General features: G+C 37.4%; 22 protein-coding genes. 5 read left to right on the top strand and 17 right to left on the bottom strand.

The features are described from left to right. Positions 1-173: 173 nt before the first annotated feature. A complete protein-coding gene (locus CUS89_RS09830; protein ID WP_104871986.1) occupies positions 174-1,151 on the top strand; it encodes a ring-cleaving dioxygenase in 978 nt (325 codons plus the stop codon). Positions 1,152-1,171: 20 nt separating this feature from the next. After that, on the top strand, positions 1,172-1,774 hold the full coding sequence (locus CUS89_RS09825; protein ID WP_065096603.1) for an alpha/beta hydrolase: 603 nt from the start codon (positions 1,172-1,174) through the stop codon (positions 1,772-1,774). Positions 1,775-1,982: 208 nt separating this feature from the next. On the opposite strand, the gene CUS89_RS09820 is transcribed toward CUS89_RS09825, so the two are convergent. The 8 genes from CUS89_RS09820 to CUS89_RS09785 form a co-directional block, all read right to left on the bottom strand. Next, positions 1,983-2,246, bottom strand: coding sequence for a hypothetical protein (locus CUS89_RS09820; protein WP_071866319.1), 264 nt, complete (start codon positions 2,244-2,246; stop codon positions 1,983-1,985). Between the two features lie 371 nt (positions 2,247-2,617). Further along, on the bottom strand, positions 2,618-2,923 hold the full coding sequence (locus CUS89_RS09815) for a hypothetical protein (RefSeq protein ID WP_104871985.1): 306 nt from the start codon (positions 2,921-2,923) through the stop codon (positions 2,618-2,620). Positions 2,924-2,932: 9 nt separating this feature from the next. Next, entirely contained in the window at positions 2,933-4,177 is a 1,245-nt protein-coding gene (locus CUS89_RS09810) for a lipase (protein ID WP_104871984.1), read from the bottom strand. Then, positions 4,174-4,569: a hypothetical protein gene (locus CUS89_RS09805; protein ID WP_374955055.1), complete on the bottom strand. Its 396-nt coding sequence runs from the start codon at positions 4,567-4,569 to the stop codon at positions 4,174-4,176. The genes CUS89_RS09810 and CUS89_RS09805 overlap by 4 nt, the downstream gene beginning before the upstream one ends. Positions 4,570-4,638: 69 nt before the next feature. Beyond that, positions 4,639-5,034, bottom strand: coding sequence for a hypothetical protein (locus CUS89_RS09800; protein WP_374955054.1), 396 nt, complete (start codon positions 5,032-5,034; stop codon positions 4,639-4,641). Beyond that, complete coding sequence (locus CUS89_RS09795; protein WP_104775695.1) at positions 5,027-5,320, bottom strand: hypothetical protein; 294 nt, start codon at positions 5,318-5,320, stop codon at positions 5,027-5,029. The genes CUS89_RS09800 and CUS89_RS09795 overlap by 8 nt, the downstream gene beginning before the upstream one ends. Beyond that, on the bottom strand, positions 5,317-5,637 hold the full coding sequence (locus CUS89_RS09790) for a hypothetical protein (RefSeq protein WP_308726890.1): 321 nt from the start codon (positions 5,635-5,637) through the stop codon (positions 5,317-5,319). Before CUS89_RS09790 ends, CUS89_RS09795 begins: the two co-directional genes overlap by 4 nt. 144 nt (positions 5,638-5,781) lie before the next feature. Next, complete coding sequence (locus CUS89_RS09785) at positions 5,782-6,189, bottom strand: hypothetical protein (RefSeq protein WP_104871980.1); 408 nt, start codon at positions 6,187-6,189, stop codon at positions 5,782-5,784. Positions 6,190-6,652: 463 nt separating this feature from the next. On the opposite strand from CUS89_RS09785, the gene CUS89_RS09780 reads away from it, so the two are divergent. Next, the gene (locus tag CUS89_RS09780; protein WP_104871979.1) at positions 6,653-7,873 is read left to right on the top strand and encodes an MFS transporter; all 1,221 of its coding nucleotides are present in this window, start codon (positions 6,653-6,655) and stop codon (positions 7,871-7,873) included. 136 nt (positions 7,874-8,009) lie between these two features. Here the strand turns inward: CUS89_RS09780 and CUS89_RS09775 are convergent, their stop codons facing one another. The 7 genes from CUS89_RS09775 to CUS89_RS09745 form a co-directional block, all read right to left on the bottom strand. Then, positions 8,010-8,678, bottom strand: coding sequence for a DUF624 domain-containing protein (locus tag CUS89_RS09775; protein WP_104871978.1), 669 nt, complete (start codon positions 8,676-8,678; stop codon positions 8,010-8,012). A gap of 12 nt (positions 8,679-8,690) precedes the next feature. Further along, complete coding sequence (locus CUS89_RS09770) at positions 8,691-9,527, bottom strand: carbohydrate ABC transporter permease (RefSeq protein ID WP_104871977.1); 837 nt, start codon at positions 9,525-9,527, stop codon at positions 8,691-8,693. Positions 9,528-9,540: 13 nt separating this feature from the next. Next, positions 9,541-10,437: a carbohydrate ABC transporter permease gene (locus tag CUS89_RS09765; RefSeq protein ID WP_104871976.1), complete on the bottom strand. Its 897-nt coding sequence runs from the start codon at positions 10,435-10,437 to the stop codon at positions 9,541-9,543. 216 nt (positions 10,438-10,653) lie between these two features. Next, on the bottom strand, positions 10,654-11,919 hold the full coding sequence (locus CUS89_RS09760; protein ID WP_104871975.1) for an ABC transporter substrate-binding protein: 1,266 nt from the start codon (positions 11,917-11,919) through the stop codon (positions 10,654-10,656). Between the two features lie 34 nt (positions 11,920-11,953). Continuing rightward, positions 11,954-13,087 carry a glycoside hydrolase family 88 protein gene (locus CUS89_RS09755; protein WP_104871974.1) on the bottom strand — a complete coding sequence of 378 codons (1,134 nt, stop codon included), beginning with the start codon at positions 13,085-13,087 and terminating at the stop codon, positions 11,954-11,956. Between the two features lie 11 nt (positions 13,088-13,098). After that, entirely contained in the window at positions 13,099-14,886 is a 1,788-nt protein-coding gene (locus CUS89_RS09750) for a DUF2264 domain-containing protein (protein WP_104871973.1), read from the bottom strand. Then, a complete protein-coding gene (locus tag CUS89_RS09745) occupies positions 14,804-15,232 on the bottom strand; it encodes a hypothetical protein (protein WP_181055348.1) in 429 nt (142 codons plus the stop codon). Before CUS89_RS09745 ends, CUS89_RS09750 begins: the two co-directional genes overlap by 83 nt. Positions 15,233-15,431: 199 nt before the next feature. Between CUS89_RS09745 and CUS89_RS09740 the strand changes: the two genes are divergently transcribed. Further along, entirely contained in the window at positions 15,432-16,487 is a 1,056-nt protein-coding gene (locus CUS89_RS09740) for a LacI family DNA-binding transcriptional regulator (RefSeq protein WP_104871972.1), read from the top strand. Positions 16,488-16,674: 187 nt separating this feature from the next. Here the strand turns inward: CUS89_RS09740 and CUS89_RS09735 are convergent, their stop codons facing one another. Together CUS89_RS09735 and CUS89_RS09730 are read right to left on the bottom strand one after the other, a co-directional pair. After that, a complete protein-coding gene (locus tag CUS89_RS09735) occupies positions 16,675-18,348 on the bottom strand; it encodes a heparinase II/III family protein (RefSeq protein ID WP_104871971.1) in 1,674 nt (557 codons plus the stop codon). Between the two features lie 3 nt (positions 18,349-18,351). Beyond that, entirely contained in the window at positions 18,352-19,200 is an 849-nt protein-coding gene (locus CUS89_RS09730; protein ID WP_104871970.1) for a hypothetical protein, read from the bottom strand. Between the two features lie 599 nt (positions 19,201-19,799). Between CUS89_RS09730 and CUS89_RS09725 the strand changes: the two genes are divergently transcribed. After that, complete coding sequence (locus tag CUS89_RS09725; RefSeq protein WP_104871969.1) at positions 19,800-21,311, top strand: helix-turn-helix domain-containing protein; 1,512 nt, start codon at positions 19,800-19,802, stop codon at positions 21,309-21,311. The last annotated feature ends 41 nt before the right edge of the window (positions 21,312-21,352 follow it).

The raw sequence follows: 21,352 nt of genomic DNA, 5'->3' as shown, positions 1-21,352 counted from the left end.
CGTTTTAGCTGATTACTCCTCTCACACTCATTAAATCGAATGAACATTATTACAGAAACAACCTCTCTTTCAACTAGTAAGACATATTGATTGCAAAATTTCTGGTAACATCCTATACTAACCTTAATAACATTTACTTACTTTTTGTAAGTTAAAAGAAAAGAGGATAAATTATGGATACAACAATCAGAGGCGTCCACCATGTGACAGCAATGACATCTAGCGCAGCAAAAATCTATCGCTTCTTTACAGACATTTTAGGCATGCGTTTGATCAAAAAGACAGTGAATCAAGATGATATTGAAACTTACCACTTATATTTCACCGACGAACATGGCTCTGCCGGTACAGATATGACTTTTTTTGATTTTCCTAATCAGCCAAAAGGAACGAAAGGAACGGATACGATCGCTCGCACCTCTTTTCGTGTTCCTTCCGATACAGCATTAGACTATTGGTTGGCTCGCTTTGAAAAATACCAAATCACTCATTCTGAGATCAAAGAACGTTTTGGTAAGAAATATCTTGAATTCGAAGATTTCGATGAACAAGCGTATCAATTGATTTCGGATGAAAAAAATAGCGGCATTCCTGCGGGTGTTCCTTGGAAAAACAGTAGTATCCCTACAGACATGGCAATCACTGGACTTGGTCCGGTCATTGTACGTGTGAGTGATCTTGAGCCGATCCGAACAGTATTGCTGGCCTTACTCGGTTTTAAAGAAATCGAACAAGTGGATGATTTTTATTTAATTGAAGTCGGTGCTGGTGGAAACGGCGCTAGTATCATCGTGGAACATCGTGCCGATCTACCCAAAGCCATCGAAGGGTACGGCAATGTCCATCACCTCGCTTTACGCGTCGCTGATCATGAAGCACTACAGTTTTGGATCAATAAAATCAACCAAACGTCCCTACCTAGCTCTGGATTTGTTGATCGCTTTTACTTTGAATCTGAGTACTTCTTAGCTTCTACTCATGTCTTATTTGAATTAGCCACTGATGGCCCTGGATTCTTTGGAGATGAACCCGCTGAAACAGCTGGAGAGATCCTTGCTTTGCCACCATTATTGGAAGCAAAAAGAAAAGAAATCGAAGCGTATGTTCGACCATTTGACACTCGCGATGCGAACCAAAAACGGGTAGATTAACGACGACAGGAGTGAGTCATTTGAAGTATCTTTATAGACAAGGAAAAGCAACACAAAAAAAATTGATTTTACTTCATGGAACTGGCGGCGATGAGCACTCACTTTTGGAAATTGCAGAGTTTCTTGCACCTGAGAGTACGCTTTTATCCTTTAGAGGAAATATCAATGAACAAGGTTTGAATCGTTTTTTCAAAAGAAATGGCTTGAACCAATTCGATTATGAAAGTTTAGCTGAAGAATCCACAAATCTGTATAATGAAATCAAGGATATCAGTCGCTCACAGGATATTCCATTAAATGATTGGATCGTTGTTGGATTTTCAAATGGGGCAAATATTGCCGCTCATATCATGTTGGATCAACAGACAGAACTAAAAAAAGGACTATTTTTTCACCCGATGTCCTTAAATGAGTACCAAGAAAAACCAGAACTTCCTGACACTTCTGTCTGGTTATCTTTTGGCGAAGGAGATCCAATCGTTTCTAATACTTCATTTAGCCAATTAGTTCGCGAATTTGATTTACGAGGCGCCAAAGTAACAACACAAGTCACCAATCAAGGACATCAATTAACGTTGGATGAGCTGACCCATGCCAAGCAATGGCTTGATACTTTAGACTAACGCATAGCGTGTTTTTTGAAACGAAATCCATCATCCAACATCGAAAAAGAACTTGGGAAAACAAATCGTTTTTCTCAAGTTCTTTTTTACATTTTAACTTCACTTGTTGGACAAGGTAGCTTGCAGTTCGGATAAATCAATTATAAAAATAAACACAGAGTGAACAGCCCGCCAAACTAACACTTATTATTCTCATGATAACACTGACTTATTCAAACACTTTCAATTCTTTTTCTTGTTCATCGAATACTTCTATTACCTTTTTGGCAAATCCTCCTTTTAAAGAATTTTCTAACTGATCACGACTACTAGAAAATGAATTTTCCGCTTCCTTTACCGCATCCTTATGGGTTTTATCCGTCGTTTTCTTTTCTGCCGCTAATTTTCCCTGCATGGCAATTCCCACAGTTTGAACATTCCATCGCTCTAAAGTTTTTCTTAATTCATTTAACAAATCTTCTAATTCATCCATGACTTCCCGTTGCCAAAAATCTATAAGTAGTTCCTCAAGATAAAGTTATCTAACATCTAATTTATAGAGGTTATATATTTTGACAAACTAGTTTCCTCCTTATCTATCTCTTATTTTTGAGAGACTTTACGCTATAACCGACGAAAGCGTTCCTCAATCATTCTTAAATTGCTCCTCTGATTGATACATTTTTATAGACTAATCTATATGAGACAATTGCCAAACATGGCAAATTCGAATTTTAAACTCCACTTTCATCGAGTAAAGCAGAATTAACTTTTAATATAATTTCCCCTCAACCAGAAGATATGCATTATTGATCCGTTTAAAATGACATGTTGGTATGTTTCTATGTAATTATTTCTCTTTTATCACTGATTTAACATTCGATAAGCCGCTTGATATTCTCGTTCTAAATCATCGAATCGTTGATGTAACTGGCGTCGTTCTGAATTTAGTGCTGACTTATATTGCTCTTCTGCAATCTGATATTGTTTCCTTGCTCTCATCAATGGTTCGTCATCAAGGGCTAACCCATTTAGACTTCGCCTTAACAGTTGTTCAGATTGTTCAACTACTTCTTCTCCTTTTCGGTTGAAATAACGCAACAAGTCTTCCTCTTCTTCTAGTTTGATTCGTTTTCTCTGATAGTCTGCTTGCAACTCTTCAATCGTCATTTTCTTCCCTCATCCCTTTAGTTGATTGGCTAATTCTTGATCTCGTGCGACTAAATCATCGATTTTATTTTTGATTTCTTTCGCCAATTCGTCATAGCGTTCGCCTTTTCGTCTGGCTTTTTGGATTCTTTGTTGACACTTTTCCTTTGGCGTCATTACGTGTGTTTCCCATGTCACGCCAACAGATGCCAATGTTTCTTTTACTTCCCAAGCAGTCAAAGAAGGTGCAGCATGTTCCGCTCTTCGTACCTCTTCTGCCCAATTCATTTCGATTCGTTCAATACTACTCTGATTGATTCGAATGACTTCTTCCATTGCACTTTTAGTCTTTCGTCCCATTGTTTCTACAACTACCTTTGTTTGACTATGATTCAAATAAATTCGCTCATTCGCTGATAAATGTCCTCCACTCGCAGTAAACTTCTCACGCCATTTTTTCAACGTTCCCAAATGACTTGAGAAATCACCCATTGCTTTATGTTTTTCCTGTTGTGTACTTGCTTTTATGTTGTAGTCGTTCTCTGGAATAATCAGGTTTCCTTGTTCATCAAATCTCCAATCATCTAAATCATGATAATCTAACGGATTTATTAACCCCATTTCCATGCTTACTTTTATTTCTGCCCCTGTACCATCTCCCATTAGATTACCAATGAAATCACCCCGGTTACGATAATTCGTCAACATCCCTGGATTTTCCTTTATCCATTTTTTGGCTTCTGGAGATAATAGTTCGTAAGGATCTGGTCCATTGAACCCCACATTTTTCCATTGGTTTTCAGCTGCGACATACAAGGCTAGATACTGTCCTAATGAGTGCCCAGTTGTAGAAATTTCAGCGTCTTTATACTCATTCTTTACCTCTTTCGCAAACTCAGTGGCAGACGTCAATTGACCCGAAAAACGTGCTTGCCTGGTTACTAAAGAAACCGCTGGACTATCTGATTTATCGAAAAGACCAGCAATCGTTCGTAAATCTGTTTCTATATCCTTAATATCTGATGTATTTGTTCCTGCATAAGAAATCACTACTCGGGAAGTATCAACGTTCCCTTTTTCATCCAGCGGAGCAACTGCCATAGCTTGCATGCCATCTGTTTTAGAGTTTTCTTTAAGTTTTAGTATTTTGAATTTTTTCCCGCAAATAAATTTTATAGAACCTTCTCTAAAATTTTTATTATGTTTAGGATGTTTAGGGTCTGTCCAATAAATATACTCACTTAAATATCTATAATTTTCATCAGTTAAAATCATATTTCCTCACCTTTACCGTTTGAATAGACTACTTTTATTTTTTCAGTAGTTCTCCCACTTTTTTGGACTTTTTCGTTTTCTAAACCATATCCCCCAATCTTCATGGAATTTTTTGAAAAAAGATAATCAAAACTAACTGATTCTCCATTTTTATTTGTCATTCTGATAAAACCACCATATGTACCTGTTTTGTCGTTCTTAACAAATTGTTCAATTTCTACCTCTGCAATATCCGCAAATGTATTTTTCAAAGCTTGCACCGATTGTTTCTCTACTGCTAACAATTCTTGGGCTTTTCTTTCTTCTCTCTTATCCATATATACTTTCCCTCCAATTACGATTATTACCAAACTGATTATGACCGTGATACCTATTAAGATTTGTTTATTCATTCGTTTTTTCATAATTTCTCTCGCTTCTTAGACTATCGCCAATACACTACAATTCCTATTTCACCTAGGTCAAACCTCTTTTTCATTGCCATTAGTGTAAATTACTCTTATTTTATTTTTAGTAATACCTTTTATCTGTATCGCCCTATCCTCAACCCCGAAATCTCCTAACTTATTAGATTCTTTCCAAAATCCATACGAAAAATAAACTGATTGTCCTTTTAGATTTTTCATTGTTACAAATAATCTATACGAACCTGTCATGTCATTTTTAGCAGAACCTTCAAATTTTATCTCTGCAATATCCGCAAATGTATTTTTTAACACTTGGACGGATTGCTTCTCGACTGCTAACAATTCTTGTACCTTTCTTTCTTCTCTCTTATCCATATATGCCTTCCCTCCAATTACGATTATTACCAAACTGATTATTACTGTGATACCTATTAACAGTTGTTTATTCATTCGTTTTTTCATTTTCTATATCCTTAATATCTGATGTATTTGTTCCTGCATAAGAAATCACTACTTGGGAAGTATCAACGTTCCCTTTTTCATCCAACGGAGCAACTGCCACAGCTTGCATGCCATCTGTTTTCGAGTTTTCTTTGAGTTTTAGTATTTTGAATGTAGTCCCGCTAAATTTCCGTATTTCTCCTTCTTTTAAAGTAGGATCATAGTAAAGGTGGTTAGGGTCTATTCTATACACTACTTCATTTAATTTGTTATAATTTTTATCTGTAATTTTCATACATAGTCCACCTTACCGTTTGAATGAATTATTTTGACTTTATTTTTTGTAACTCCTTCAATCTGTACACTGCTATCTTCTATTCCGTAATCCCCCATTTTTCGGCTATGCTTTCCAAATCCATACGAAAAATAAACAGATTGGTCTTTGATATTCTTCATAGTAACAAGCATTCTATATGAACCTGTCATATTGTTATAAGCTGTATCCTCAATTTTCACTTCTACAATATCCGCAAATGTATTTTTCAAAGCTTGGACCGATTCTTTTTCTGCGATTAATAATTCTTGTGCTTTTCTTTCTTCTCTCTTATCCATATATACTGTCCCTCCAATTACGATTATTACCAAACTGAGCATGACTGTGATACCTATTAACAGTTGTTTATTCATTCGTTTTTTCATAATCCCTCTCGCTTCTTAGACTATCGCCAATATACCAAACTGACTATTTCACAAGAATCATCCCTCTTCTTCCTGACCATTACTATAAGTTACTTTTATTTTTCTTGTGGTTATTCCTTCTTTTTGCATATCTATATCTTCTATTCCATAAGCGCCTAATTTATTTGTTTGTGATATAAAGCCATAATCAAAATAGACTGACTCTCCTTTAATATTTGTCATTGTGACCATTGCTCCATAAAATCCAGTCATTTCATTTCTATCAAATTGTTCAATTTTCACTTCTGCAATATCCGCAAATGTATTTTTCAAAGCTTGGACCGATTCTTTTTCTGCGATTAACAATTCTTGTGCTTTTCTTTCTTCTCTCTTATCGATGTATACTTTCCCGCCGATTCCAATCATTACCAAACTGATCAGCACTGCTATACCTATTACAAGTCGTTTGTTTATTTGTTTTCTCATCTATTCCTCTTTTCCTTTCAAAAACAAAGTTTCGCTTCTCTATTTAATAGATACGTCAAATACAATCAAAAAACGAAAAACTTGAGAACATCCTACAAACAATTTATCAGCTATCCCCACCAGATAACACCGTTATTTAATACCTGTTTATTTTTATGCAAATCCAAATTCAATTCGATTGATTCATCTTTATATTAGAAGTTTCAATTTCACCACTAAATCTTAGAACGATTGATTATGTCACTCATCCTATCATTTTTACATTGTTATTTATTACATTCCTAATAAAAGATCTTTTTAGTATCATAATCGTTTGCATAAATACTTCCCTCCTATTTATTCTTTACAAACTTTTTCAAATATGATAAATTCATGTCAGCAATTAGGACACATTCTCCGAAAAACCCTTTTGGGCATATAAATTGTTAAGCACATGATTTATATAAAAAGGGAGAGAATACAAATGTCAAAAACTATTTATGATGAAAAGAATTGGAAAACGAACATAGCATACTTACTAACTTCGCAAGCCATCTCAATGATCGGAACGATGTTAGTACAGTATGCTATTATTTGGCATGTCACATTATCAACACAATCAGGAACGATGGTTGGTTTGATGAGCGCTCTTGGCATCTTGCCAATGATCGTAGTCATGCCTTTTGCGGGAGCACTTGCTGATCATTACGACCGAAAAAAAATCGCTATTTTATCTGATAGCTGCGTTGCGCTTGCTTCTTTGTTCATGGCGATTTTATTGATGATAAACAAAGAAATGGAGCATAACCTTTTCTTATTATTGGTGCTGATATTCATTCGCTCTGTAGGCCAAGGATTTCAAACGCCTGCTGTTTCTTCGATCATTCCACAAATCGCCAAAGAAAAGCACTTAGTAAGAATCAACGGCATTGATCAAACGATCCAAGCTGTGATGATGCTTGCAAGTCCTGCATTAGCAGCGACATTACTGACCGTTTTACCTTTAGAGATGATATTGATGATCGACTTTGTGACAGCAGTTATCGGTGTGACTATGCTGTTTTTCCGAGTAACAGTTCCCCCATTGAAATCTCTAGACACAAATAAAATAAACGTGTTAGCCGAAATAAAATCAGGTATCAAATACCTACGTATTCATAAAATCCTGATTGCACTGATCCTTGCTGGTTTTATGGGCAGTGTGTTTTCTACACCTGCTGCAAATTTAGCGCCTTTACAAATCACTCGTAATTTTCATGACGGGTTGTGGCAGCTATCGGCCATTGAGATTGGTTTTGCTTCTGGGATGTTAGTTGGAGGATCTGTGATGAGTACATGGGGAGGCTTCAAGAACAAAATCAAGACAATTGCTTTAGGCTATTCATTGTTGGTCATCCCTTTTATTTTGTTAGGTCTGACATCAAATTTCTGGCTGTATTTCGCCATGATGGTAGCAATTGGTTTTGTTGTGCCCATCTCACGAACTGCTATGGTTTCATTCTTCCAAGCAAAAACCGATCATGCACATATGGGGCGTGTCATGAGTTTAGTAACAATGGCAATCAGTATTGCTTCACCGGCTACGATGTTGATTTTAGGTCCATTAGCAGATGTCATCTCAATTGATTGGATCATGACTGCAAGCGGGCTGTTCCTGATACCACTTGTCCTATGGCTATTGGTTGGAAAAAGCTTTCGATTCTAGTATCTATTGAACTTTCCCCTATATCTTCGTGGCACTGATCAATGAATATTATTCAAAATGATTAGCCCCCAAAAGTTAGATTTTTGGTCTCACTTTTGGGGGCTGGTTGTTTTTCAAATTTTTTATTCTTTAGCGTCTACTGATTTTGACTTAAATGTCGATAGGTCTGCTTACAGTTCAAATAAATCAAGCCTAGAAATAAACAGGGAGTGAGTAAGAAACCAAATTGGGGCTTAACGACCATCACGATCAGCAAAAGAAACACCAAAACAGTATTCAATAAACTAATGTACCACTTTTTCAATACATAATAGAAAGAGACGTGGTAGATTTTTCGTATGGAGATTTCTGGATTTCTTACTTGGAGATAAAAGTTATTCGCGATCAGACTAATAGCTAAGATGATCAATAAGAAAAAGAAAGGACTGAGCCATTTTCCGATTGGTTGGTGCATGAAAAAAAGGATATCGACAAAAGCAATCACGATCACGAGATAGCCTGGACCACTTAAGTACATACTTTTTTTCCACAACGAGCGATACAGTTGAAAAAAAGTTTTGATTGGAACTTCGTTTTCTTGGATTCCCTCGACGAACCAGGCAAAAATTGTCATGGTGGCAGGTAAGAAAAAAAACAGACTTCCTAAGAAAAAGAGGCTATTCCTGATATCGATCGCAGTGGTTACTACGACTAAAAAAAATGGGAGATTCACAAGTAATAAGCATAGATTGCCCGCCAGAAAACAATATGCTAAACGAAACAGCTTCATGTAAACGTTCGTTTCAAATGTTTGCTTTTTAAACATAGTCTTTCCTTTCTATCCTTTGACCCCAGAAGAAGCAATACCTTCAACAAAATATTTTTGCATGGCTAAAAAGACAATCGCAACTGGTAAAACAGACAACACAGACGCTGCCATGATCAAGGCATATTCCGTATCGTACAAGCCAACGAACATTTTCAATCCTAATTGGATCGTTTTGTTTTCTGTAGATGACAGATAAATGAATGGTCCCATGTAGTCATTCCATGTATTGACAAAAGTGATGATTGTCAAACTCGCTAAAGCTGGTTTAGTCAATGGTAAGATGATCTTGCGATAGATGCCCCATTCGGTCAACCCATCGATTCTTGCACTTTCACAAAGAGAATCAGGAATACTACTATAGTATTGTTTCAATAAAAACACACCAAATGCACTAAATGCTTGTAACAAAATCAAAGAAAGTAACGTATCAGATAATCCTAATTGCCGCATCATGATAAATTGTGGGATCATATAGGATTGCCATGGAACAGCGATCGTACCAATATATGCAAGAAAAAGCAGGTTCCTTCCTTTAAAGTGCATTTTAGAGAAACCATAAGCAGCAAAGCTTGATGTAAATAACTGGATCAACGTGATCACGATACTTAAAATAGCCGTGTTTTTGAAAAAGGTCAATAATGGAATGCGTGTCCAAATGATCGAGTAGTTTTCTGGGTGCCAGGTTTTAGGTATCCACTGGATCGGAACCGAAAAGACATCATTGTTCGCTTTGAATGACGCCGAGATCATCCAGATAAAAGGGATCAAGGTGAGCAGTGAAAAAATTAGAAGTAACGTAAATACTAAAATTTTATGAAATGATTTTTTTTCTGATCGATTATTCATCCGTTCTCCTCCCTTAGACTTTCTCTTGGATCTGATTCCATTTAAATTGGATCACTGTAATCACAAGGACGATGACAAATAAGACCATAGCGATCGCTGAAGCATAGCCAAAATTGAATTTTACGAATGCTTCATTATAAACTTGATAAACTAACACATTGGTCGCACGCCCCGGTCCTCCATCGGTCATCACTTGAACAAGGTCAAAAATCTTGAAGCAGTTGATGACTAACATGATCGTTACAAAAAAGGTCGTTGGTCGTAATGCAGGTACGGTGATGTGTATGAATTGTTTCCATTTATTTGCGCCATCCATCGCAGCTGCTTCGTATAATTCTTTGGAGATACCTTGTAATCCAGCTAAGTATAAAATCATGTAGTACCCCATTCCTCGCCAGACACTAACAATAATGATCGCTGTCAACGCCCAATCTGAACTAGACAACCAGCCTGGAGGATTTTCGATGACCAGACGCAAAAATTGGTTGATCGGTCCCATGGTAGGATGGAACAACATGCTCCACACCACTGCGATTGCCACTAATGATGTGACATATGGAAAGAAAAAAGCTGTCCGGAAAAATTTGACTCCTCTGATTTTCTGATTCAATAAAATCGCCAATCCTAATGAACAAATCAAGGTCAACGGTACTACACCAATCGTATACAAAAAGGTATTTTTAAGAGAGATCCAAAATGTATCATCTGATAACATACGACTAAAATTTTGTATACCAACAAATTCGGGTGTACTAAAGGAATCCCATTTCATAAAGGCCAACACCAATGAAAAAACAACTGGTACTAAAGTAAAAATCAAAAATCCAATAAAGTTCGGTGCAATAAATGACCAGGCAATCAACGTATTTTTACGTTTTAATTTATGTGAAGCTGATTTCGTTACTTCCATAGCTTGATGTCAAAAAAACCAACTGGTTCTTTTAACGCTCCCCCTTTCATTAAAAGCAATGACAGGTATTCCTGTTAGCTATACACTGAAGGCACAGTGATTCCTCCTTCAGCATATAGTTGACAAGGTATTGGGGAAATCATCTATCCCCTTCGATTAGTTGGTGTCAATATGAAAAAGCTCATTCATACGTACGACAAACCGTCACAGACCTGTTTATTCACTTTCCTGTTTTACTCGTTTTTCCATATTACCAATTGCTTCTTTTGGTGTTTCGTCTCCAACTAAAATCAACTCATGTTCTTCTTGTAAAATCTTATCAATAGCTGGTCCATTTTCGTCCACTGGAAACTCAATGGCGATCTTCTCCGGCTTGAAGGCTGTTTGCGAGACTTCGTCATTTGGCATTCCTTTGCGGCTAAAGTACAATTCATTGATGGCATCTGTTCGGTAAGACGGTACTACACCTACTTCTGCTAACACTTTAGCTCCCGCTTCACCCGAGCAAAAATCCAGGAACTTTTGTGCTAGTTCTTGTTGTTTCGAGTTTTTATTGACCGCAAAGGCTGTTGGTGAACCAAATGTTTGGATTTCCTGTCCTTTTTCGTTTTGTGGCATTTGAGAAATCCCCCATTCCACATCTGTTGTTCCTGCATCAATATTTGTCAATAATGCGCCCATGTACCAAGAACCCATATACATCATGGCTGCCTTGGAGTTTTCAAATTGAGATTGATAGGTCACATTCGTCGATTTAGCTGTACCAAAGTCCATCTGTGCTTGCTCTTCTTGCATCCGCAATACACGATCATAATACTCATCTAAAAATCCATAATCTGGCTCGACTAGATTTTTATTATTTTGTGCAGCAGCAATCGCTTGAACAGTCGAGCGCCAAGTATGTTGGTAAGCCCCGTATACTTGCTCTTCTGGTTTTGAAAGTTTTTTCGCCAAGTCTTCGTATTCTTCCCAAGTCAAATTATCTGGGTAAGGCAATCCTGCCTCATCGAATAACTTTTTGTTATAATAGAGTACCCAAAAATCCGTACGGTAAGGTTGCGCATATGTTTTCCCATCAATGTCATACATCTCATAACTTTCTATCGCTGGCGCTGTGTCTAAGTCTTTGATGTGGGAAGACAGATCAACCAATTGATCTCTTAATGCATAGTTTGAATAAGACAATAGATTTTTCATCGTCAACACATCCGTTGTGTCTCCACTGGCTAACATCGTGGTCAATTTCGTATCATAATCATCTGAAGCAATATCGACTGGTTTCACGGTTACCCCAGGGTTTTCCTTTTCAAATGCTCGGAAAAGTTTGTCAAATTCTGGTGTGGTTTCATAATTCCACGTACTGACTGTCAATACTGTTCCGTCCGTTTGATCTTGTGCTTGGTTTTCATTCCCGCATGCACCTAACCAAAGCCCCCCACCAACAAGTAACGCAGCAACTAAACTTTTTTTCAAAAATTTCATGTTCCAATTCCCTCCATTTCATTTAATCGTAGTTTTACCAGTAACTGTACCAAACTGTTTTCAGTCTTATCAGGGCTTCCACATAGTAGTAATCCCCCCAGATCATGCACTCCTTCACTCCTTTGTTTGATTTTTTGTCATAGACTCCTTCAAGTAACAAGCCGTTCGATTGTGGCGAATCCACACTTGTATAATTAGTTGATAACGTTTTCATAATTGCGATAGCAACAGTTTGATACTCTTCCTTTTTCGGATCGCTTAATGGTAGTTGCTTCGCCAGTTCCAATAAACCACACACAGCGATTGCAGCAGCCGAAGTATCCCTTTCTTCACCACTGCCATCATGAAACACTAAATCCCAATAACAGATATTGTCTTCCGGTAAGCAATCAATGAAATAGTCAGCTAACTTTTTAGCTGTTTCTAAAAACGTGTAATCGCCCGTATGATTGTAACTCAATGTAAACCCATAAATCCCCCAAGCTTGACCACGTGCCCAGCAAGAATCATCTGCAAACCCTTGTTGTGTCTTGCCACCGATTGCTTCGCCAGTTTTCGGATCAAAATAATACGTATGGTATGTCGTAAAATTATCACGAACGATGTAACGTTGTGTTTGTTTGGCATGGGCATAGGCAGCTTCTTTGTAACTGCTCTCTCCCGTCATATTAGAAGCAAAATACAGAAGCGGTAAGTTCATCAAGCAATCAATGATCATACGCCCCCGTTGGTGCTCATCCTTCAAATCTCCCCAAGCTTGGATGATCTGTGTCTTAACGTCATAACGCTTCATCAACCGATCTGCTGCTTGGATCGCTAACTCCTTTGAAGATTCCCGCCGGTTCACTTGATAATCAGCGACTGCTGAGAGTGTGTATAAAAAGCCGATATCATGTGTTTCAAGCGCAATATCTTTTTCAAGGCGTTGGCGAAAAGATGCCAGTTGTTTTTCAATCGTTGCATCGACCGCTGGATCTTTCGTCAGTTCTTTTACTAAAAAGAGCATGCCTATCCAAAAACTAGCTGTCCAATCTGTGTTTTCCTCTGGAACGTAGACAAGGTCTACGCTCGCAGCAGGTGGTACGGTATCTTGAAAAAGTGTCAGATTTTTTTTGACTTTATCAGTTACAAAGTCGATTTCATGTGTCAACCATTCCAATTGTGTCATTCCTACCTCCATTATCTAATCGTCAGTTCGATCGTTTGATTCTTTTGTTGGATCAGTAATTTTTGTCCTTTTTGCTCAATAACTGGCTGGATTACTGTTTCATCCGGTAAAGTCCCTGAAACAAGGGACACAAGCAAGTGTTTGCCTGAGGCAATCTCAGCTGAGACAAAAGGTAACATCGTACGAGGGTAAAAGAGATTCGTATTCGGTTCTGTTCGCACGACATCTGCTTTTTCATATCCGATGATTCCTTCGATCTTCGATATTCCGATACTTGTTTTTGCTTCGATACTTAACGCATCTGCTTTTGGTAAAGTCTGTTCGAGAGGGACACTAAAACCTCCATCATGTGCTTGTATAGGAGCAGTTGTGTCAATTTCATGGACTCTGACGTGACAGTTTTCCAATGGAATGATCGTCGAACGGATTTTGACGTCTTCCCAAGGAGACCATTCATGGATGATACGATCAGGTAGAATGGAGAAATCAAGGTCTAACCCTTTTGGACGGAAATAGTGACCATCTTTTGCCAAAGCCAACGTGCTATCATAGGCACCTTCGTAATACCAATAATCAGATTTTGGGACACTGAAACCGAAACGTGTTGAATAGACGAATTTACTATATTTGGCATGTGGGAAGCTTTGCTGATTGACAAACTGCCCAGCTGGGAAAGCTTGTAGATGTGTTAATGACTGATTATACTGATAAAAATTTTTACTTTCCGGCAACGCTAGCGTCTTTTCTTCGATTTGTAGCGGACGTACTTCTGCTTGCCAGTAAGGATGCTCATCAGGTACAGCCAATAAGAGAAAGCTCTTCATTGCCCAATAAGGAGAACCTGGTCCATTATACCCTTCTCCAAACACTAGATTTTGATAATGATATCCAACCGTTAGTATGCCATCTGTCGAGAAAATCTCTTTATCCATCCAATTTTCTAAATGACGACTAAGCAACCCTTTGATTTCACCCCAAGGGAGTGCTTCCACATTCGCAAACACCAATGCACTGAAAAAGCTCGCTTGGGCAAAGCGATAAGTCAAGCTACGACCAAAAGGTAATGCTTCGCCATTTGCATCAAACCAATATTTAAATGTTTGGGCAAAAAGAACGGCGCGTTCTTTGATCCGTTTTGTGCGGACTGGATCTTCCTCTGCCATAAAATGGGCATATACTAAGCTGTAATAATGGATCGCAAACGAGACGTAGTAATCATATTGCGTATCTGCCCCATCAAAATACCAACCATTGCCATTATAAAAATGCTCGATCACTTCAAAATCTTGATCGATTTGTTGCTGCGAGTAGGGCTTGCCACATTTTTTCAATGCGATATTCACTAATATACGGAAGAAATACCAATTGTTTTTAGGGATTTTACGTGTATTCACTGTGAATAACCAGTCTGCAAGGTTCGTCTGCTCAATCGAAGATAAACGTCCCCAGATTTTTTTAGGATTCAAAAGCAACGTCGTACTTATTGAAGCCATCTCGACAATCAACTGGTCGTAGTCTGTTACTGTCCCCCAATACTCATCACTCTGTGGATCAGTTCCTGCGATGATCCCATTTAAATAATCCGATACTAATTCATCGTCATCTTCATCGACTAGATAAGGACCAAATCCCCATAGTGGACGTAAAAATGCTTCGACTTCCCTTATTGCCTCCGAATAGACCGTCCCATGTGTTCCTAATTTTAATTTACCCGGCTCATTTTTGTAGTAAGGACGTAAAGGCGCCATCAACTGTTGAAAATTTTCTTGCCATTGTTTTTTCGTACGAAATTGTTGCATGTAGGTTCTTCCTTTCGATTAGTATTCCTTTGATAAACCCATAATATTCTCCGTAAACGATCACTTCATCGCCCACATTGATTGTTGTTGCTTGTTCATTGAACACTTGGTAATCACTTGAACCACTCCTAAGAATAAAGCGATCGCCCTTTTCTATTTGTTTTTGTCCATCTGATTGAATAATTTTTCCTTCGATTTTTACCCACTGATGCAAAGGGACCTCTGCTGACTGATATTCTTTTTCAGTAAAAACATGCGCCTTTTGCTGGATTTCTTCTTTGATTTGATCCTCAAAAGCCTTCTCTTGCTGTCGACTATTTATTTGACATCCAGTACAGAAACTCACGATAAGAATGATTTGTAACTTGAATAGAAATCGTTTGATTGTTCTACCCTCCCACTGAAATCGTTTTCTTTTACTAAATTTTACCTAAAATTAGTAAAAAGTCAACATTTTTTTGGTAAAAAAATAAACATTTTTACTTGCCTTTTTACTGAAATTACCTATACTATAATTAATAAAGTCTATTATCCGGAGGTACCTTATGGCGACGATCACCGATATCGCAAAGGAAGCAGGCGTATCGATTTCTACTGTTTCACGCGTTTTGAATTATGATGATACACTCTCAGCAACTGAAGAAACAAAACGTAAAGTCTTCGAAATTGCAGAAAAGCTGAACTATACTAAATATAAAAAGAAAGCCAGAAAAAGTGGTAATTCCAACTCAACGAATGAACTTTCGAAAAAAAATGGTGTCATTGGTTTGATCACCTGGCGCACGAGTGACGAAGAACTAGAAGATATTTATTACATGTCCATTCGTTTAGCCGCGGAAAAACGTGCGGTGGAACTTGGCTACCATGTCACTAACTTTTCACAAAATGAACAACATCAAATACAAGCAGTCGATGGCGTCTTAGCGATCGGTAAATTCACGCAAGAAAAAATCGATGAATTAAATACCACTGCGCCGAATCTATGTGTAGTTGGATCAAATTTCCCTTTTCATGATTACGACTGTGTCAATACTGATTTTGGTCAAGCCACTGAAGTTGCGCTTAATCATCTCTTAGATTTAGGACATAAAAAGATTGCCTATATCGGTGCCGAAGAAAGTGACAATCTCTATGGGTATCGACCTTACAAAACACCCACGACAAATACGTATATTGACATGATGAAGCATCATCATTTGTTTGATGAAGACTACTTTTTCGTAAAAGAAAACAGTTCTCTTGACGTTAAAACCAGTGAAGCATTAACTGAAAAAGCATTGACCCAGTGGCAAGAAGATCTACCAACTGCCATTTTAGCCGCAAATGATGCCTTTGCTATCGGTATTATCCATACGTTGAACGCTCATCACATTCAAGTACCTGAACAAATCAGCGTGATGGGCATCAATGATTTATCCATTTCTCGCTACATCACGCCACCACTTTCAACGGTCAGAGCTTATACAGAGGAAATGGGCGAAACGGGTATCAATCTCTTACATGAACGTATCCACACCCCTGGCATCGCAAAACGAATCCTATTAGATACAGAATTAGTCGTCCGTGGTTCAACTACCCAGCCAAATAATAAGAAATCTTAGTAGAAATATGTACTTCCGAGAAATAAGCTAGAAAACCCGAATTTTTCAAACTTTTGGGTTTTCTAGCTTATTTACGAAGGACTTGCTTCTGAAATACCATTTATTCGGTTTCGCAGATGCGCGAGTCACAACCTCTTCTACTTTGAACAAGTCACACGTTTATTGCTGAAGACGCTCTCCTTTTTTCTCATTTACTTTTGATCGCGATCTCGATTTGGATCGTTTCTTCTCTTTGCAACTCGTAGGTCGCTTGGATCAACGTAGCTTCATTCTTTTGACCATAGTGATCGAAATAAGTCTCTTTAATCAATTGGACAGGTTCTGAAAAATACATCTCACACTTTTCTTTTGCCCCTACTATACACACCGTTTTTCCCTTAACTTCCACTGGATTCGTCGTTATAAAATTTTCAATGACTAACTGATTTTCTTTTGCGAATTTAAACGCATCCCTCAACAAAATTTGTCGTTTCAAACGATCCACTTCTAATGTCCGATCCATCTGGAGTAGTCCTATCTGCGAAGGATACGTGGAAGCCAATTCTGTCTTGAAGACTCCACCAGTTCTCGTTGATTGAAAACTCGTATGTTCCGCTGAAACAGCTCCAGGTAATTGGTAATTGTTCGCAATGATAGGAATGCTATGTCCAAGTGCGCTGTTGACTAATAGACGATAGCGTTTTTCTTCGTCAAAATAATCCTTTGTATATTCTCCCGCTCCAAGATCGGTAAGAAATAAGTCTTCTTTCGTGCCAAATACGAAATGACCGATGTCCAAGTGATTATGACTTTCATCATTTCGTCCTCCTTTTGCTGCAAACACCAGATTTTCCTTTGTAGATTGAAGAACGCCCCATGCTACATCCTCGAAATAATGAAGGACTTCTTTTTGATCATTCACAATATGTCTTTTTGACCAGAGTAAATTACGTAATAATGGAGCAAAACGATAGCAAGGATCAAAATCTAAGTCATTGATCATCCTAACTTCGGGAATTGCGACATGGAACCTTTTCTGACAGAAACTCAATAATCCACTTGGTAAGTCCGCTGGGTGGTAGTCGGAAAACGGTATAGCCTCTGTTTCAGCGATCATCACATAATTAGGGAAAACCGCGATTTTTTTTACTTTATCATCCACCAGATAGCGGTCATCATCATAAACTTGTTGGTATTTTTCTGCAAAATAAATATAATAACCAAACCCGTATGCCCAATAACTGACACCCTCTTCACATGCACCATCCACACCAAAACTACGTAAATAAGACGCCATACAGTGATCTACCTTCATCAATATCTTCACCTGTAAACCCACGCCTTTTTCTAGTATATCCAAGGCAGCCATACCGATCGAACTACCTACAACCGCACTCCAATTATTTTCAAATGATTCAAACGGCCATGTTTTTGTTACAAAAGGAACGAAGAGTCGTCGATCGATTTCCGACTGGATTCGAAACGTCAAGGTTTCAGATAATTCTTTCTTAAATAGCTTTACTATCTCCGCTAACATTTGACCTGTCTCAGCTGCAAATAAGTCAATCCATGTTGGGGCATCCAAACGAAAGTGGTTCGCTTCAATTGGTAAATGGGCTGGTAAACTCCAACTATACTCATTACAGATCTCCCACAAAACTTGTTCTAATCCCTCAACTACCTCGGCTTCTTTTTTTTGCAATAAGGATAACGCCAAGACAGTAGCATGTTTCCGCCTAGCAAAGTAAGCCTTCTCAAAACTCAATCGTTCTCCAGTCGTCAAGTAATCTCTATATCCAGAAACTGGCAACTCCGGAACTACTTTATTCGTAAGATACTCCTTTTTTGCTTCCAACAGTTGCATCAAAAAACGTTTTTTCATTGCTTATCCTTTCATTGGTCGATCATTCATGCCCCACAGTTCAATTTGCGTCAATGCAGGAAACGGCGATGGATCATTTGCTTGGATAAGGTCACAAAAATGAATAGATTTGGTCTTTCTTGCTGGAAATGAAAAATGTTGTGGACGAGCAGTTTTCTCGGTCGCAAATGTTTCGCTTGTTCCATCGTCAAACTGAATCGTAACATTCGTCCAGTAACTATCATGAGGAAAGTCTGCGCGCCACGTGAACACCACTTTATCCAATTGAACCATTCGTCCGAAATCAATTGTCAAAGCTGCATCGGCTTGCTGATTGATGCCCCAAGATTGAAACGGGTATGAACCATGAGAATGATTTGCGTATACGCCATCTATTGCATTACACGCAAAAAAAGTGGCATCATTTCTTGTTTCCACATTTGCACTCGCATGCGGATAAGCACCCGTTTCTTCTTTTTGATCATGAGGATTCAATGCTAAGTTACGATACATCTTCACCTCATCTTCCGACGCACAACGAACACTAACATAATGACGTCCACCAGAAAAACGAGTCTCCGGTCTAGCTTTGATACGATTAGAACGAAAAGAAACTTCATACGTCCATTTATTTCCTGGTAGATAGACAAGAGAGCTTTCTAAAGTTTCATCAAGTTTGACCCATAAGTAGCTCCCAGGCTCATCTGTTTCAACAATGATCTGATCCCCTTCTTGGTACTCAAATTTTCTCATCGACAAATGCACAAACTTTTCCGCTGTCACAATTAAATCTTTTTCAATTTCTTCTTCCCCTTGGAAATTCTTTCTTAGAACGCCATCTTTATCATAAATCGCTAATGTTAACTTCGTCATTTCGCTACCTCCTAGTGAGTATTTTTATCTATTATAACGTGACTCACAAGAAAAGAAAACGATTTATTTTACTAAATATTTAGTAATTTAATTTTATTTATTTCACTACAAAATATTTCTCTCTCTTAACACTATTAAATCGAAACTTTCTACTACTGCTAGAAATCAGTCTTTCCCATCTGAATAAATCTATATGCGCTTATACCACATAAAATAAGTTTTTATTTAAAATAAGATTAGATTAAACAAATAAATAACTTTTTATAATGACAAAACATTACATAACTCTAATAATATTCATTATTTATTTTATATACCAACTGATTCAACATAACGTTTTTTCTATTTAAAATAATATTTACTTTAGTTTGAAAATAGAATTTATCACTATAAATCAAGAATTCACAAAGAAAATATCTAAAAAAATCCTAGTAAATTATTGATCGTCCACTAAAATTAAATAAAAATGTGAAAATAATGATAAAAAGATTGATTAAATTTTAAATAACTAATACACTATTAGTAATAACTTTATTTCTATTTTCTAGAGAGTACTTATTTTTCAACACCTATAATTGAATTAAAGAAAGGTTTCACTTATGAATAATTTACCTATGACACTACAATTAGATAATCAATTCAAAAGACAGTATAACTTATTACAGTTTATACGTACGCACCAAGGTAAAAATTTAACGCTCAGCGATTTATCTCAAAAGTTAGGAACATCAAAACCAACTTTACGAAAAGATATCGACATTATCAATCATAACTTACCTGAGATCGATTTTCAGATCACTTACAATGAACAAGGATTCTTACAAATTGATCCTCAAGAAATCTCTGTCGATTCAGTGATCACTCTACTAGCTAAAGATACAACCATTTATCGTATGATGGACTTATTGCTTCATGATAAAACCTATAGCACGGAACAATTATCTGAACACTTGATGATCTCTCGTAGTTCAATTTTTAATATCATTCGTCATATGAACGAAGTGCTAAAAGAATATCGCATTTCCATCGCAACCGGCCCCCTCACTTTCATCGGGAAAGAAGAGGATATTCGTTTTTTACTCTTCTCTTTTTATTCAAGCTTTGGTGATAGTCAGATCATCGATTCCGATAGCGACCATCATGCGCAAACCATTATCGATCATGGTCGAAAAAGCGGAATAAATTTCCTGCATTTTAGCCATTTTCGTTTTTCACTTTGGTTATCGATCGCTAAAGTTAGAGGGCAGTCTAAAAACTTTTGTCACTTAAAAGAAAGTACGGTCGCTTTAATTAAAAATAATCGAGGCTATCAACTGATTGAACATTTGATTGCATCCTATTACTCTTCACTCTTCAAGCTAACGATTCCTGAATCAGAATCGCTATGGCTATATCTTGTTTTTTTACATTGTGTCTCTTATTCAAATTGGCAAGGATTAGATGAAGAACGAGCATATGCTTTTCGTTGTCAAGAAGGTGCAGTGGTGGTCGATGCAGTCCAACGTATTTTATTACAAGTTTTTCCTAAGCAAATGTTAGATAATGGGGCTTTAGATAAAATTGAAGCCTTTTTGATCAATACTAGATTGCTTTCAAAGATGAGCCCGTCTTATGAAATGACTTCTGTTACTTTGATCGATCTAATGAAAGAAAAATATCCAGAGCTTTATCATCTTTGGTTCCAACAGCTAGAGCGATTAAAAATAAATCCAATGTTTGAATTTACACATCTTGATCATTTAGCAGCTAGTTTGACCACATTCCATGCAACAATTTTGCGAATCAAGTCACAGCAACCTCTTAGAGTCATCGTAGCGCTACAAAGTTGTCCGTCAATGGACGATTATATCATTCAAGAAGCAGAATTACTCTTCTTGCGACAAATCTCAGTCAAGTTTTTGATCGAGCAACCAGTAACAAAAAAAGAGATCAATGATCATCAAGCCAGCCTGATCATCTGTAACTATGATTTATATCTAAAAGAAGATTTCCCATGTCCGATCCACCGCTTACCTAATATCCCTACACAAGAGGACTGGACGCTTCTAATGGATAGAATCACCCATTTAAATTCAGCCACTTCCACCTCAAACTATACAAACTATTTTTAAACACTTGATGTTTTATTTATAGAAGAATACCCATTGAATTA

It is taken from the genome of Enterococcus mundtii (assembly GCF_002947535.1).
Taxonomy (GTDB): Bacteria; Bacillota; Bacilli; order Lactobacillales; family Enterococcaceae; genus Enterococcus_B; species Enterococcus_B mundtii_B.
The sequence above is the reverse complement of the archived record's forward strand: the minus strand, read 5'-3'. Positions and strand labels throughout refer to the sequence as shown.